This window comes from Actinoplanes sp. NPDC049802, assembly GCF_040656595.1.
Classification (GTDB): Bacteria; Actinomycetota; Actinomycetes; order Mycobacteriales; family Micromonosporaceae; genus Actinoplanes.
This window is the reverse complement of record NZ_JBFAMR010000122.1, coordinates 1-14,335: the sequence shown is the minus strand read 5'-3', so window position 1 is coordinate 14,335 and position 14,335 is coordinate 1. Positions and strand designations below refer to the sequence as shown.

General features: G+C 72.8%; 14 protein-coding genes. 9 read left to right on the top strand and 5 right to left on the bottom strand.

Translation table 11 applies throughout. The features are described 5' to 3' along the window. The first annotated feature begins 779 nt into the window (after positions 1 to 779). Positions 780 to 1,556: an RICIN domain-containing protein gene (locus AB0I88_RS39325; RefSeq protein WP_361037041.1), complete on the top strand. Its 777-nt coding sequence runs from the start codon at positions 780 to 782 to the stop codon at positions 1,554 to 1,556. Between the two features lie 128 nt (positions 1,557 to 1,684). Here AB0I88_RS39325 and AB0I88_RS39320 read toward each other — a convergent pair whose 3' ends face one another. Next, entirely contained in the window at positions 1,685 to 1,837 is a 153-nt protein-coding gene (locus AB0I88_RS39320) for a hypothetical protein (protein WP_361037039.1), read from the bottom strand. Positions 1,838 to 2,261: 424 nt separating this feature from the next. Here AB0I88_RS39320 and AB0I88_RS39315 point away from each other — a divergent pair, with 424 nt between their 5' ends. After that, the gene (locus AB0I88_RS39315; RefSeq protein ID WP_361037037.1) at positions 2,262 to 4,403 is read left to right on the top strand and encodes an NB-ARC domain-containing protein; all 2,142 of its coding nucleotides are present in this window, start codon (positions 2,262 to 2,264) and stop codon (positions 4,401 to 4,403) included. Here the strand turns inward: AB0I88_RS39315 and AB0I88_RS39310 are convergent. Beyond that, positions 4,378 to 5,838 carry a hypothetical protein gene (locus AB0I88_RS39310; RefSeq protein WP_361037035.1) on the bottom strand — a complete coding sequence of 487 codons (1,461 nt, stop codon included), beginning with the start codon at positions 5,836 to 5,838 and terminating at the stop codon, positions 4,378 to 4,380. The two genes, AB0I88_RS39315 and AB0I88_RS39310, sit on opposite strands and share 26 nt — an antisense overlap. Positions 5,839 to 6,174: 336 nt before the next feature. Here AB0I88_RS39310 and AB0I88_RS39305 point away from each other — a divergent pair, with 336 nt between their 5' ends. The 7 genes from AB0I88_RS39305 to AB0I88_RS39275 all read left to right on the top strand — a co-directional run bounded on the left by AB0I88_RS39305 (position 6,175) and on the right by AB0I88_RS39275 (position 11,178). Further along, on the top strand, positions 6,175 to 6,705 hold the full coding sequence (locus tag AB0I88_RS39305) for a hypothetical protein (RefSeq protein WP_361037033.1): 531 nt from the start codon (positions 6,175 to 6,177) through the stop codon (positions 6,703 to 6,705). A gap of 82 nt (positions 6,706 to 6,787) precedes the next feature. Then, positions 6,788 to 7,693 (top strand): ATP-binding cassette domain-containing protein, encoded by a 906-nt coding sequence (locus tag AB0I88_RS39300; RefSeq protein ID WP_361037031.1) that lies wholly within the window; start codon positions 6,788 to 6,790, stop codon positions 7,691 to 7,693. Beyond that, the gene (locus tag AB0I88_RS39295; protein WP_361037029.1) at positions 7,690 to 8,397 is read left to right on the top strand and encodes a hypothetical protein; all 708 of its coding nucleotides are present in this window, start codon (positions 7,690 to 7,692) and stop codon (positions 8,395 to 8,397) included. Before AB0I88_RS39300 ends, AB0I88_RS39295 begins: the two co-directional genes overlap by 4 nt. 9 nt (positions 8,398 to 8,406) lie before the next feature. Beyond that, entirely contained in the window at positions 8,407 to 9,594 is a 1,188-nt protein-coding gene (locus AB0I88_RS39290) for a histidine kinase (RefSeq protein ID WP_361037027.1), read from the top strand. Next, positions 9,591 to 10,241, top strand: a complete 651-nt coding sequence (locus tag AB0I88_RS39285; RefSeq protein WP_361037025.1) for a response regulator transcription factor — start codon at positions 9,591 to 9,593, stop codon at positions 10,239 to 10,241. Before AB0I88_RS39290 ends, AB0I88_RS39285 begins: the two co-directional genes overlap by 4 nt. Before the next feature lie 12 nt (positions 10,242 to 10,253). After that, positions 10,254 to 10,991 (top strand): phosphotransferase, encoded by a 738-nt coding sequence (locus AB0I88_RS39280; RefSeq protein ID WP_361037023.1) that lies wholly within the window; start codon positions 10,254 to 10,256, stop codon positions 10,989 to 10,991. A 10-nt stretch (positions 10,992 to 11,001) separates the two neighbouring features. After that, positions 11,002 to 11,178: a hypothetical protein gene (locus tag AB0I88_RS39275; RefSeq protein ID WP_361037021.1), complete on the top strand. Its 177-nt coding sequence runs from the start codon at positions 11,002 to 11,004 to the stop codon at positions 11,176 to 11,178. 134 nt (positions 11,179 to 11,312) lie between these two features. On the opposite strand, the gene AB0I88_RS39270 is transcribed toward AB0I88_RS39275, so the two are convergent. Genes AB0I88_RS39270 through AB0I88_RS39260 form a run of 3 tightly spaced genes read right to left on the bottom strand, consistent with a single transcriptional unit; the run spans position 11,313 to position 14,232 of the window. Continuing rightward, a complete protein-coding gene (locus AB0I88_RS39270) occupies positions 11,313 to 12,143 on the bottom strand; it encodes an alpha/beta hydrolase (RefSeq protein WP_361037019.1) in 831 nt (276 codons plus the stop codon). Further along, positions 12,140 to 12,931, bottom strand: coding sequence for an alpha/beta hydrolase (locus tag AB0I88_RS39265; protein WP_361037016.1), 792 nt, complete (start codon positions 12,929 to 12,931; stop codon positions 12,140 to 12,142). The genes AB0I88_RS39270 and AB0I88_RS39265 overlap by 4 nt, the downstream gene beginning before the upstream one ends. A gap of 14 nt (positions 12,932 to 12,945) precedes the next feature. After that, on the bottom strand, positions 12,946 to 14,232 hold the full coding sequence (locus tag AB0I88_RS39260; protein WP_361037014.1) for a helix-turn-helix domain-containing protein: 1,287 nt from the start codon (positions 14,230 to 14,232) through the stop codon (positions 12,946 to 12,948). Positions 14,233 to 14,335: the final 103 nt, after the last annotated feature.

The following is a 14,335-nucleotide window of genomic DNA, read 5'->3' as shown; positions in this document are numbered from 1 at the left end:
TCGAGCAACGAAGATGGCAGCGCAGGCACGGGACTCCATCGGTTACGAAGCGTAGAGAACTCCGATGATCAATGGACCCGTGCCTGTTTGCTGCCAGCAGGTACCCGCCTGTCCGGATCTTGGACCTATCGCCGGTCGGTCTTAGGTGACGGCACATCCCGCCGACGGTTCGCGCACCGCTAATCGATTTCACATTTCCCGGCCGCCTGCCGTTGAATGCGGAAGCAACCGACCACATTCACCCTGTTCAGGGGCCAATCGTCAGGCTCACGACCGTTCACCGAGGCCCGCCGTGGCCCCCAGCCCCCCAATGGCTAGGGCGTTGTGAACCCCGCTTGGCAGCTCCGACAGCGGCCACTCCGCTGGCGAAGGTCGACCTCGTTGACCTTCCAACCGCGATATCAGCTGGTAGGCGGTCCGATGCTCTAACCGGTTGCCGATAGAGGCCATGCCTTCGGAAGCGGTGTCGAGGTCTTGCGTGTTTTGCACTTTACAACGCTTCACGAAGGAGAACGGGACTGACTACGGCGAAGCTCGGGCCGCGGTGGCCTCCTCGGCGACGGTCGACGGCGCGTACACGTACCACGGCAGTTTCCGGCCGTTGGATCAGTACATGTCGCGGGACATCACCCTCTGGGAGGACGGCGGCACCGCCTACATGATCTCGGCGGCCGACGAGAAACCGGGACCTGCAGATCTACCGCCTCACCAGCGACTACCTGCAGATCTCCGCGCTGGTCGGCAACTTCTGGGACAACGCGACCCGGGAGGCGCCGGCCATGTTCAAACGCAACGGCGTCTACTTCCTGCTCACCTCGGGCACGTCCGGATGGAACCCGAACCAGGCGAAATACGCCACCGCCACGAGCATCAGCGGACCCTGGTCCGGCTGGACGAACGTCGGCGACTCCACCACCTTCGGGTCACAGCCCGCCTACGTCCTCCCGGTTCAAGGCACCTCCGGCACCGGCTACCTGTACCTCGGCGACCGGTGGGCGGGCGCCTGGGGCGGCCCGGTCAACGACTCCCGCTACGTGTGGCTGCCGATCACCTTCCCGTCGAACACGTCGATGTCGCTGTCCTGGTATCCCACGATCACCGTCGACGCGGCCGCCGGAACGGTCACCGGCAACCCGGCCACCTACCACCGGATCACGAACCGCAACAGCGGCAAGGTGATGGACGTGGTCAGCGCCTCGACGGCCAACAGCGCCGAGATCAAGCAGTACACCTGGAACAGCGGCGGAAACCAGCGCTTCGAGTTCCGCGACGCCGGGAACGGCTATTTCCAGATCGTCGCCCAGCACAGCGGCAAATGCCTCGACGTCGCCTCGTCCTCCACCGCGGACGGTGCCAACATCATCCAGTACACCTGCGGAAACGGCGCCAACCAGCAATGGCAGTGGGCGGCGGCCGGCAGCTATCACCAGATCAAGGCGCGGCACAGCGGAAAATGCCTGGACGTGGTCTCGGCCAACACCGCCGACGGCGCCGACATCCAGCAGTACACCTGCGGAACCGGCACCAACCAGCAATGGTCGAGAACAACCTCATAAACCATTCGAGGGTACGGGTGAAGCCGTCCCGCCGACGCCCACCGCGCCCGGCCACCGCACCACGGCGGGCCGGGTCCGGATGGCATGATCGGCCGTCGTCGACCCTGGAGGGGTCAGCCCTGGAGGGGTCAGGCCCTGGAGCGTCTGCGCCAGAGGACCACGGCGGTGATCGCGCCGACGGCGAGGGCGATCAGCGCCCACGGGCTGGCCGCGGCCGCCTCGGGGACCGGCAGCACGGCCGGGGCGTCGTCGATGTCGTCGAGGTCGTCGATGTCGGTCATGGCGACGACCTTAGTCCCCCGGGCCGGGATCCGGTGGCCTGTTCGGACGGCAGCGGAAGACGTGTGGCGTCGTCGGCGTACTTGATGAGCAGCCGGGCGAACTCAGCCGCTCGGCCCTCGGCCAGTCGCGGGTGATGTATTCGAAGGCCTGCCGGTGCTGGTCACGGAAGTGCTGGAGGAGCGCGGCGCGCTCGCCGGGCAGCTGGATGACGGTGCGGCCGGTGGGCGCGCGGACCGGGCCCACCGGCCGGGCCAGAGCCGCGCCGCCGGGCCGTCACCGGCCGGGTGGTCGCGCCGGGGCCACCACGGAAACGGCCGTACGCGTACCGGAAAAGGAGGCTGAGGCGACCGTCCTGGATGGATGGTGGCGGGTTGGTGTTAGCGTCCGGATGACCGGGAGTCCGACGAGGGTTACGGAGCGCCGATGCTGGAGGTCCTGGCCGCCGAGGCCGTCCGCGTGATGACGCCCGGGGTCGCGGCCGCCACCGGGTACGGGGCCCGGCGCATCCTGCGACTGGTGCGCGGTCGGTCGTCGCGGCCGCCGAGCGATCGGGCCGCGCTGCAGGCGTGGATCCTGCGGCAGGCCCGGGAGGACGAGACGTTCGCCGCACAGCTCGCCCAGGAGCTGGTGGCGGTCGACACCGTGGACGCGATCGCGGTGCTGGCGCCGGCCATGTTCGCCGACCGGGCGGAGATCCGGGAGCGCATCCAGGGGCCGGGACTGTGGGTGATCGCCGGTGCGCGCGGGTCGGGGAAGACGGCGCTGGCCCGCCAGGTGGCCTATGACCTGCGCGACCGGGTGAACGCCTGCGCCGAGGTGGATCTCGACGGCTTCCGCGACGGCGAGTCGCTGCGGCTCATCGAGGTGCAGCAGGCGGTGCTGCGGCAGCTCGGCGTGCCGCACGTGGACGACACGGCTCCGGTCGTCGGCGACCAGTACCGGCGGGCGCTGCGGCACCGGAAGTTCACGCTGGTGCTCGACAACGTGATCGGCGAAGGCGAGGCGAACGCCCTGGCCCACCCGTGGGAGCACGCCACCGTCCTGGTCACCACCCGCGTGCTCGGCCAGGATCTGCGGGTGTGGAACACCGGCGACACCATCGTGCTCGCCGGTGTCGACGACGACGGGGCGCGCGAGATCCTGGCGGCCCGCTGCGGCGAGGCGATGCTCGCGGCCGAACCGCGGGCGACCCGGGAGCTGATCCGCCTCTGTGACGGGCTGCCGACCGTCCTGGCGCAGGCCGGCGCCCGGCTGGCCCGGCGCCACGGCCGCCCGGACGCGGTCGCCGAACTGGCCGAACAGCTCACCGGCGCCCAGGGGCCACTGGTGGACGACCTGATCCGGCGCAGCGTCGCGGAGCTGCCGGTGGACGGTCTGGAGTTCGTCGTCGGGCATCCCGGCACCGACATCACCGACGCCGGAGTGTCCGCGCTGCTCGGCCGGCCCGGCGACGACCTGGTCGACGCGCTGATCGACGCGGCTCTGATGTTCCGTGGGCCGGGCGGGCGGTTGAGCCTGCTCTGGTCGGTGCGCCGCTCGGTGACCGCCGACGACACCGGATTTCTGCGCTTCCTCGGCTGGTTCCGCGACATGGCCGGGGCCGCCGACCTGGCCATGGATCCGGCCGGAGTGACCGACCGGGCGCGGCACGGGCGGCTGCGGCGCTACCCGGCGCCGCCGGAGCTGCCCTGGCCGGAACGGCGGCTACGGCCGGCCGACTGGCTGCAGAACGAGGCACACATCGTGCTCGACCTGCTGCGGGAGGCCCACCATCGCGGCCACCACGTCGAGGTCGTCCAGATCTGCGGGGCCTTGGAGGCGCTGCTCACCGTCCGCGGGCATCACCTGGTCTGCCTGGCCGCCAACGAGTGGGGCATCGCCAGTGCGGAGGCGCTCGGCTGGCGGCCCGCGGCCGCCCGGCTGCACGCGTTGCAGGGGCGCATCCAGATGCTGCTCGGGCATCTCGACCGGGCCGACGTCTCCCTCAGCACGGCCGAGGCACTCGTGGCGCCGCTCGGGGACCGGCAGCTGGAGTCGTCGATCCTGGAGTTCCGGTCCCGGTGGGCGCAGGAGTCGGCGCGGGCCGGGGCAGCCGGGCAGCTCGCCCTCGCCGAGACCGGTCTGCGTACGGCCGTCGCGATCGACCGGGAGCTCGGTGACGGACGGGCGCTGGGGCTGCACCTGCGGATGCTCGCCAACGTGCTGGTCGACGCGGGCCGGGGCGGTGAGGTGCTCGCGCTGCTCGCCGACGCCACCGCGCCGGCCGGGGACACACGCAACCTGGCACGGTTGCATCTCGTCCGGGCCCGGGCCCATCTGGCGCTGCGGGACGCGGCGGCGGCTGCCGAGGATCTGCGGCGGGCCCGGGAGCTGACCACCGGCAGCGGCGCCACCCAGTACGAGCTGGAACTCGCCGACCTGCGTGCCCAGGTGGCGCTGGCGTACGGGGACGTGGAGCAGGCCCGCCGCTGGTGGGGCTGGGTCGCCTACCGCTACTTCCTGGCCGAGCATCCGCGGCAGCGGGAGTTCACGGACCGGCTCAGTGGTCTTCCGCCGACACCGTGACCGTGCGGTCGCCGAGCCGCATCGGCCCGTGCAGCGGTTCGCCGCGCCGTAGCCGGATGTAGGCCCAGGAGGCGAGCACCCACGGGTCGATGGTGGGGTCGTCGCTGTGCAGCGTGGTGGTTCGGCCGTCGCGGGCCCGGATGCGGCAGGTGTGGCCGTCGACGGTGGCCGACAGGTGGGCTCGCGGCCAGCGGTCCAGGTCGGCGCCGCCGATGACGGTCGCGCCTTCGGCCTGGGTGAGGGTGCAGTGTTCGATCCTGGCGACGGTGTGCCGGTAGGACAGGTCGTCATGCGGCGGCCCGTGGCCGGTGTCCGGATATCTCATGAGACAGCCGTTCTCGCCCGCCACCCATGCGCCCACGGTCGGCGTGTGGGTGGCGGGGACGGGCAGTGGCGGGAACTCCGCCGGGTACGACGGTTCCGCCATGTCCATCATCCGGTGGAGCAGCGCCCTCAGCGGGGCCGCGGCATCGATCGGCGGTTCCAGCGTGACCGGCCCGGCCGTGTCGATCCGGGTACGAAGGCCCGCGCCGATCCGGGGACAACGCTCGGCCAGGAGGTCGGCGATCGATCCGGGGACCGTCGTGGCACTCCCTCGCGGGCCCAGAAGCACGGGCACTCCGGCGAGGGCCGCGTATCCGGCCGCCGAACCGTGGTCGGCGATCACACGGTCGGCCGCCAGCAGGGCCGCCTGCCAGTCACTGTCCGGCGACAGCACCCGGACGTTCGCCCGCGCCAGCCACGCGCGCACCTGCCACGGTCCGTGAGCGGCCCAGACGCCCGGATGCAGGACGGCCACGATGCGGTACTCGTCCATGGGCAGTTCCGCGACCAGCCGCTCCGGCAGGTCGGGGGCGGCGCCGAGCAGTGACTCCGGTCCCCACGTCGAGGCGAGCACCACGAGCCGCCGGCCGTCGGCGCCGAACGCCGCCCGGTACGCGTCCCGGCGGTGCCGGCTGGCGTGCATCCGGGACCAGCAGGGGTCGCCGACGACGACCGCCCGGTCCCGGCCTTCGGACATCCACTCCCGCTGCCCGGGATGGGACAGGGCGATCACCCGGTTGTGCTCTTTCAGCCGCCGCGGATCCAGGCCGGCCACGGTCCGGCCGCCCGGGTAGAACTTCTGGAAGCCCAGCCCGTGAGGCAGCACCAAGGTTGGGCCGTCGAGCTCCTCCAGACCGTCGTTCTCGCTGGCCGACAGCACTAGATCGAACCGGGTGCTGCGGGCCCGCTCCCACGGGATCGTCCGTGCCGCGATTCCGGCGATCGCCCGATCGGTGCCGTCACCGAACACCGCGGCGCGCTCGCCGTCCACCGTGAACAGGATCTGCACCCGCCGGTCCGCGACGATCAGCGACACCACGTCCAGCAAGCGGGTCAGCGCCGTGACGGTCCGGACCACCACGAGCACCGTCCGCTCGCAGCGGAAGGTCACCCAATCAGGCCCGGCTCCCGGCTCCCGGCTCCCGGCTCCCGGCTCCCGGCTCCCGGCTCCCGGCTCCCGGCTCCCGGCTCCCGGCTCCCGGCTCCCGGCTCCCGAGGGAGTGTGCCGGCGGGACACGGCGAAGCGGCCCGGAGTCGCCCGATCGGGTCATGATCTTCCGCTCCTGATTCCGTCCGACGCACCCCGACAACCTAGTCGCCACCCCACCCTTGGTGAGTACTCGGCTGACGGGACCCGTTGGAGACCCCGGGCGGCCGGTTGTTTCGCATGCGTCCTATCCGTCCGGGCATGGCCGCCGACTATCCCAACAGGGGCGGAAAGGTGACCATGAAACACGCACGGAGTCGCCGGGGCCGGCACGCGCGCCGGATGCGGCCGGCCACCCGTGTGGCCGTGGCCCTGGCAGCCGTCACCGCCGCCGCGACGGCCACGATGCCGTGGCCGCGACCCACCGAACCGGCCGTGGTGATCCCGTCCGCGCACGGCGTGCCCGCCGCACCGGCCGTCTACGACCGGGACGGTTACCGGCGCGCCCTGGACGAGACATACGGCCGCGGCATCTCCGACGCCGCTTTCGCCGACTTCGAGCGGGTGGCCCGCCGCATCTGCGAATGGGACGGCGAGACGTTCGCCGGCTGGGTGGCGATGAACCTCGACGACGGCACCCTCCCCGACGTCCACCTGGACGTCAGCTACCGCTGTCCCGGCCGGGTGCCGGAGATCGGCGAGACGGTACGCCTGATCGAATGGTCCGCCGACTGTGTGATGCCCGCCGGCACGGCCCCCGAGATCCGCCGGCTGGTCGCCGGCCGCCCCGCCCAGGAGGCCCTCACCTGCGCCCTGCTCACCCACGAGTGACCCCGGGGTATGCCGAACGACATAGGCGGCCGCCACCCGACGCCAGATGTGCGCGCCCAGCCGGCTCGCGAGGCTGGATCCCATGATCGAGCTGCACGAACTGACCAAACGCTACGGCGACCGGACGGCGGTCGACCGGGTCACCGTGACCGTCCCGTCGGGGCGGATCACCGCCCTGCTCGGGCCGAACGGCGCCGGCAAGTCCACGGCCATGCGCATGGTGCTCGGCCTGGACCGGCCGACATCCGGAACCGCGCTGATCGACGGGCGCCGGTACGCCGACCTGCGCAACCCACTACGGCTGGTCGGCGCCCATCTGGACGCCCGCGCCTTCCATCCGCGGCGGACCGGACGGGCCGGCCTGCGAGCGCTGGCCCGCTACAACGGATTCCCGAACGACCGGGTGGAGGCGGTGATCGACGCGGTCGGCATCGGCACGGTCGCCGGTAAACGGGCCGGGACCTACTCGCTCGGGATGGCGCAGCGGCTCGGCATCGCCGGCGCCATGCTCGGCGACCCGGCGACGATCATCCTGGACGAGCCGGTCAACGGCCTCGACGCCGACGGCGTGCGGTGGGTGCGCGGGCTGATGCGGCGGTGGGCGGGCGAGGGGCGCACCGTTCTGGTCTCCAGCCACCTGATGAGCGAGGTGGCCCTGATCGCCGACCGGGTGGTGGTGCTCGGCCGGGGCCGGCTGCTCGCGGACGCGACGGTCGCCGACTTCACCGCCGGCGGGCGTGCCGTCGTCGAGGTGGCGGCCGCCGACGAGGCGTCGTTCCGGCTGCTGGTGGCGGCCCTGGGCGAGCATGCCGAGCCGATCGGTGCGGACCGGCTGCGGGTGCACGGCCTGGCCGCCGCGGCGGTGGGCCGGCGGGCGCAGCGGGCCGGTGCGGTGCTTCGCGAGTTGCGCGCCGACGTGCCGAGCCTGGAGGACGCGTACGTGCGCCTGGTCGAGGACGAGGCCGAGTACGTGGCGGTGACCGCATGAGAGGTGCGCTCACCGCCGAATGGGGCAAGACCTGGTCGCTTCGTTCACCCTGGTTCTGCGTGGTCGCCGCGCCGGCGCTCACCACCGTCATGGCGGCGACGCTGGCCAACGACTTCCGCTACGACATCGGGCAGGGCCGGCTGCCCGCCTCCGCGACCCTGCCCGTGCTGGACCCGTTGACGCAGGCGATGCAGGTCGGCCAGCTCGTCCTGGTGGCGCTGGCGATGCTGACGGTCACCTCCGAGTACGGCACCGGCGTGATCCGGTCCACCCTGCTGGCCCATCCTCGGCGGCGTGACGTGCTGCTCGCCAAGACCGCGGTCGCGGCGGTCACCGGTTTCGTGGCCGGTCTGGCGTCGGCGGCGGCCGGCTGGGCGACCGCCGCGCTGCTGCTCGGCGACCACGCGGCCGGGGGCGAACCGGTCGCGGCGTGCCTGCGGCTGGCCGCGACGGCATCGCTGGCCTGCATGCTGACCGTGGCGGTCGGGTTCCTGCTGCGCAGCGGCGCCGGAACCCTGACGACGATGTTCGTGCTGCTGGTCGGGCTGCAAGTGGTCGATCCGCGGATCGGGCGGTTTCTGCCGGCCGGCGCGGCGGTCGCGTTCATGGCCGGCGACGGCGTACGCCACCTGCTCGTGCTGGCGGGCTGGACCGTCGCCGTCCTGTCGGTGGCGGGTGCCGTGCTGGCCCGCCGCGATGCATAGGGTGACGGTATGCATGGGTGGGGCCAGTGGTACGCCCTGGCGGCCGTGGCCGTGGCCGCCGGCTGCTGTCTCTGCGGGCGGCGTGACCGGCTCTGGGCGGTGATCGCGCTGCTGGGGGCGGTGGAGGTGGCGTCCGCGGTCGCCGTCGCCCACACCCAGGACACCCTGTCGTGGCTGGTCGACCAGGTCGTCGTGGTGCTCGCCGTGTTCGCGGCGCTCATCGGCGCCTACCGCCGGCTGCGTCACGAGTTCGTCGAGCAGGGCTGGGCGCATGCCCGTGACGCGCGCGTCTCCGAGCGGGCCCGGATCGCCGCCGATCTGCACGACACGCTGGGTCATGACCTCGCGCTGCTGTCGCTGCAGGCGGCGGCCATCCAGGTGACGGCCCGGGATCCGGAGACCCGGGAACGGGCGGCCGCGGTCCGGGCGGGCTCGGCGGCGGCGATCGAGACCGTACGCCGGATCGTGGATCTCCTGGACGTCCAGGATGACACCGACCCCGCGACGGTGCTCGGCAAGGCACGGGAGGCCGGGATGATCCTGGAGGTCCACGGTCCGGTGCGCCGCGAGCCGTTCGTGGCGCGGCTGCTGTCCGAGGCGCTGTCCAACGCCGTCCGGCACGCGCCCGGCGCGGCGGTGACCGTCACCTTCGCCGAGCGGCGGGTGGAGATCGTCAACCCGGTGACGGAGGAGGCCCCCGTGGGTCGGCCGGGCGCCGGTCTGGCGATGCTGTCGGCGCGCCTGGAGAAGGCCGGCGGCTCGCTGACGGCCACGCTCACCGACGGCCGGTTCCGTCTGGCCGCGGAGGTGCCGGCCGGCATGGACGGCGAGCCCGGCCGGCTCGGCGTCGACTACCGTTCGCGCCGCCGTCGTGTCCGGCGGATGCTGGCCGGCACGATCCTGGTTCCCTTCGCGGTGCTGATGGTGGTCGCGACCGGCTTCTACGCCTGGGCGGTCCGCGACGCCTCGATGGAGGACGAAGTGTTCGCCGCTCTGCGGGTCGGCATGCCGGACACGGCCGCGGCGGTTCGGGCCCTTCCCCGGCGGGAGGCGACGATCCGGTGGGGTGGCCGCAGCGAACCGGGATGCCGCTACTACACGGACGGTAACTACCCTCTCGCGTACGGGAACTACGTGGTCTGTTTCTCCGGGCATCGCGTCTCCCGGCTGGACGATCTCACCGGGCGGCATCGATGATCAGGATTCTTGTCGCCGACGATCAACCGCTGGTGCGGGCCGGCCTGACCACCGTGCTGACCTCCGATCCCGACCTCGACGTGGTGGCCGAGGCCGAGGACGGCCGGGCCGCGCTGGCCGCGGTCGAGCAGGTGCGGCCGGACGTGGCGCTGCTCGACATCCGAATGCCGGGCATGGACGGTCTCACCGCGGCCGAGTCGCTGCGGGCGGCGCACCCCGCCCTCCGCGTCATGATCATCACCACGTTCGACGAGGACCGTTACATCGCGCGCGCCCTCGACGCCGGCGTGCACGGGTTCCTGCTCAAGTCCGGCGACCCGTACGAGCTGATCAGCGGAATCAAGGCCGCGATGAACGGGGGCACGGTGCTGGCGCCGCCGGTCGCCCACCGGATCGTCCGGGTGCTGCACGGCGGTGAGCTGCGGGACCGTCTGGCCGCCCGCACCGGAGTGCGGGGCCTCACCCCGCGGGAACGGGACGTGCTCGAACTGGTCGGCGCCGGGCTGACCAACGCCGAGATCGGCCGGCGGCTGCACCTGGCCGAGGGAACGGTGAAGATCCACGTCAGCGCGGTGCTGGCCAAACTCCACCTGACCAGCCGGGTGCAGGCCGCGATCTACGCCTACCGCGCCGGGCTCGTCGAGTGATCGGGCACGCGCATGGGTGAGGAACCGTTGCCCGGCGGGTTCATCGCCGGCGCGGTGCGGGTGGGCGGCACCGTACGCAAGGCACCACCGCGGGATCCCGCGTTCGTGCACGGGCTGCTGCGGCATCTGGACGGCTGGGCCGGCGCGCCACGGTTTTTCGGGGTCGACGGCGACGGGCGGGCGATTCTCGAATACCTCGACGGGGTGGTGCCCTGGCAGCGGGGACGGCCACCGGAATACGTACGGTCGGAGCCCAACCTACGGGCCGTGGGGCGGATGGTGCGCGAGTTCCACGACCTGACCGCCGGGACCGCGCTGGCCGGGGAGCTGGAGGTGGTCTGTCACCACGATCTGTCGCCGAAGAACACCGTCTACCGCGGGCTGGAGCCGGTGGCGTTCATCGACTGGGACGACGCAGCGCCGGGGCGGCGGGTGCAGGACGTGGCGCACGTCTGCTGGCAGTACGTCGGCCTGGGCCCGGACGTGCCGGATCCGGACGAGGCGGGACGCCTGGTGTGGGTGGTGGCGGACGGCTACCGGCTGGGCGACGCCGACCGGGCGGCACTGGTCGACACCATCCTGTGGTGGCAGGAGAGCTGCTGGCGGGGCATCCTCACCGGGGCGCAGGCCGGGCGGGCCGCGATGATCCGGCTGTGTGAGCTGGGGGCCGCCGACGAGGTGCGCGCCGCCTTCGAGTGGACCCGGCGGCACTCTGACCGAATCCGGGTCGCGCAAGGGCGGCCGGGCTGACGATGGAGGTATGGAGAAGACGCGGCCCCAGCAGGAGTCCTTGAAGATCCACGGTGACAAGCTGGCCGAGGCGTTCCGCCGGGAGAAGCCGGCCGACGACGACGCCGAGCGGGATGTGAGCCGCATGCCGCGGCACCCGGCGAGCCGGGCCCGCAGCGAGAGCGGCGACGCCGCCGGGCGCAGCTGACCCACGAGGGTGAGTGGGCAGCTCAGCCCGGCGGCGGCCCCGCGGGCCGGACCCGGCGGCCAGGCCGTGCGGTAGGGCGGGACTGATCCGGGGCGTACCGGAGAAAAGGGTTTGGAAGAGGCCGCCGGACGTGCTCAGGCGTGTTCGCGCAGGAAGGCGAGCAGGTCGTCGCCGAGCTGCTCCTTGTGGGTGTCGGTGATGCCGTGCGGCGCGCCCGGGTAGACGAGCAGCCGTGCGCCCTTGACGAGTGCGGCCGACGCCTTGCCGCCGACCTCGAACGGCACCACCTGGTCGTCGTCGCCGTGGATGACCAGGGTCGGCACGTCGAACCTGGCGAGGTCGTCACGGAAGTCGGTGGCCGAGAACGCGGCGATCGACTCGTAGGCGTTGCGGTGCCCGGCGGCCATCGACTGCAACCAGAACGCGTCCCGGACACCCTGCGAGATCTCCACACCGGGGCGGTTGTTGCCGAAGAACGGGCCGTCGGCGAGGTCCCGGTACAGCTGGGACCGGTCGGCCACCGAGCCGGCGCGGATGCCGTCGAACACCTCGATCGGGACGCCGCCGGGATTGTCGTCACGGCGCAGCATCAGCGGCGGCACGGCGGAGACGAGCACCGCCTGCGCCACCGGGGAGGTGCCGTGCCGGCCGATGTAGCGGGTGATCTCGCCACCACCGGTGGAGAACCCGACGAGCGTCACGTCACGCAGATCGAGGTGGTCGAGCAGGGCGGCCAGGTCGTCGGCGTAGGTGTCCATCTCGTTGCCGTGCCAGGTCTGGGTGGACCGGCCGTGGCCGCGCCGGTCGTGGGCGATCGCCCGGTAGCCGTTGTCGGCCAGGAACAGCTGCTGCGCCTCCCAGCTGTCGGAGTTCAGCGGCCAGCCGTGGGCGAGCACGACCGGGCGGCCGGTGCCCCAGTCCTTGTAGAAGATGTCGGTGCCGTCGGCGGTGGTCACGAAGCTCATCGGGCGGCCCTTTCGATCAGGTCGGCGAGGATGCGGGGCTGGGAGATGTGGGCGACGTGCGAGGCGGACACCTCGACCGTGCGGGCCTTGGCGCGGGCGGCCATGTGGCGCTGGGCGGCCGCCGGGATCAGGTTGTCGTTACGGGCGACCAGGTAGTACGACGGGATGTTCGCCCACGCCGGCGCGCCGGACGCGGTGTCCAGGGTGCTGGAGTCGCCGGGCCGCTGGGTGGCCCACAGCAGGTCGGCGTCCTGTCTCGACAGGTCGCCGGCGAACACTTCCCGGAACACCTCCCGCTTGACGTAGCCGTCGACGTGGCCGGCCGAGTACGGCCGGAAGTCCAGGGCGTCCAGGGTGAGTTTCGTGCCGGGGAAGATCGTCTGCAGGTGCACGACGGTGTCGCCGGCGTCGGGCGCGAACGCGGCCACGTAGACCAGCCCCTTCACGTTCGGGTTGCCGGTGGCGGCGTTGGTGATGACGACACCGCCGTAGGAGTGGCCGACCAGCACGATCGGCCCGGCGATGGTGGCCAGGATGCTGGCCAGGTAGGCGGAGTCGGAGGTGACGCCGCGCAGTGGATTGGCCGGCGCGAGCACCGGATAGCCGGCCCGGATCAGGCGTTTGAGCACTCCGGACCAGCCGGCCGCGTCGGCGAACGCGCCGTGCACCAGCACGATCGTCGGCTTCACCTTCGAGGTCGCGGCCGTGGCGGGCGCGGCGGCGGAGACGGTCGCGGTCGCCGCGGCGGCGGCACCGGCCAGAACGGTCCGCCGGGAAACGGGAGACATCAGAGGAAGCCCTTTCATCCGTACGTCGGTATGCCGATGCAACCAACGGCGGCGGCCGTGGACCATGCAGGACGACCGGCAGAAATGCGGCGGCGGGTGGCCTCCCGGGCGGCCGGGCTCTCCTCGGCGTGCAGTCGTTCGGCGGCGTACAGGCGGATCAGGTCGGGCATCCGGTAGCGGTCGGGCCCGGCGGTCTCCAGCAGGCCCAGCTCAATCAGTTCGTCGAGCCGGTCGGCGGCGTCGTCGGGGTCGGCGCCGGTGAGCGCGGTGACGACACCGGCCGCGAAGCCGGGCCCGGGAAGGTGGGCGAGCCGCCGGAACAGGGCGCGGCCCTCCCCGGACAGCTGAGCGTGGGAGCGGCCGATCGCCGCCGCCATCCCGGTGTCGCCGGCGCTGAGCAGGGCGAGCCGCCGGGCCGGGTCGGCGAGCCGGTCGGCCAGGTGCCCGGCCGTCCAGTCGCGGCGGGTGGCCAGCCGGGTCGCGGCGATCCGCAGCGCCAGCGGCAGGTGCCCGCACAGGTCGGCGATCCGGGCCGCGGCCGGACCGGTGGCCCGGTCGGTGATCGCGGCCAGCAGGGCGGCGGACTCGCCCGGCGCGAGCGGCCCGAGCGGCACCCGGGACACGCCGTCGAGGCCGCCCAGCATCCGGCGGCAGGTCACCAGGATCAGGCCGGCCCCGGCCGCGGGCAGCAGCGGCCGCAGCTGGGCCTCGTCGGCGGCGTTGTCGAGGACGACCAGGCAGCGCCGGGCGGCCAGTTCGGCCCGCAGCTGGCTGCAACGCTCGCCGGCCGTGTCGGCGATCCGGCGCGGGCCGACGCCGAGTGCCCGCAGCAGTTGACCGGCCACCTCGCCGGGGCGCGGCGGAACCGGGTCGACGCCGCGCAGGTCGGCGAACACCCGCCCGCCGGGCAACCGCAGCCGCCCGGACAGGTGGACGGCGAGGGCGGACTTGCCGGCGCCGGGCTGGCCGTGCAGCACCACGACCGGCGCCGGGGCGGCGGCGTGCCGGACGATTCGGTCGATCTCGGCGGCACGGCCGACGAAGGTGGCCGCCACCCGCGGCGGCTCGCCCCGCCACGGCCGGTCGTGTTCCCGGCGCGGCCGCAGCCCGGCCAGCCCGTGCGGGTCGGCGCCGAGAGCACCGGCCAGGGCGGCGACGGTCCGCGGCTGCGGCGCCCGGCTGTGACCGCGTTCCATGTCGCTGATCGCCCGGACGCTCACCCCGGACGCCTCGGCGAGCTGTTCCATCGTCAGTCCCGCGGTGTGGCGCAGTTCCCGTAGTCGGTCCCCGAATACCGTCATGCCACGAAGCTAGAGCGCATCTGACGGATCATCACGGATGACCGTGGTCGATCGTTGGCGTGTTGTGGCTGGTGATCTGACTGATCAGGACTGGATGCGGCTG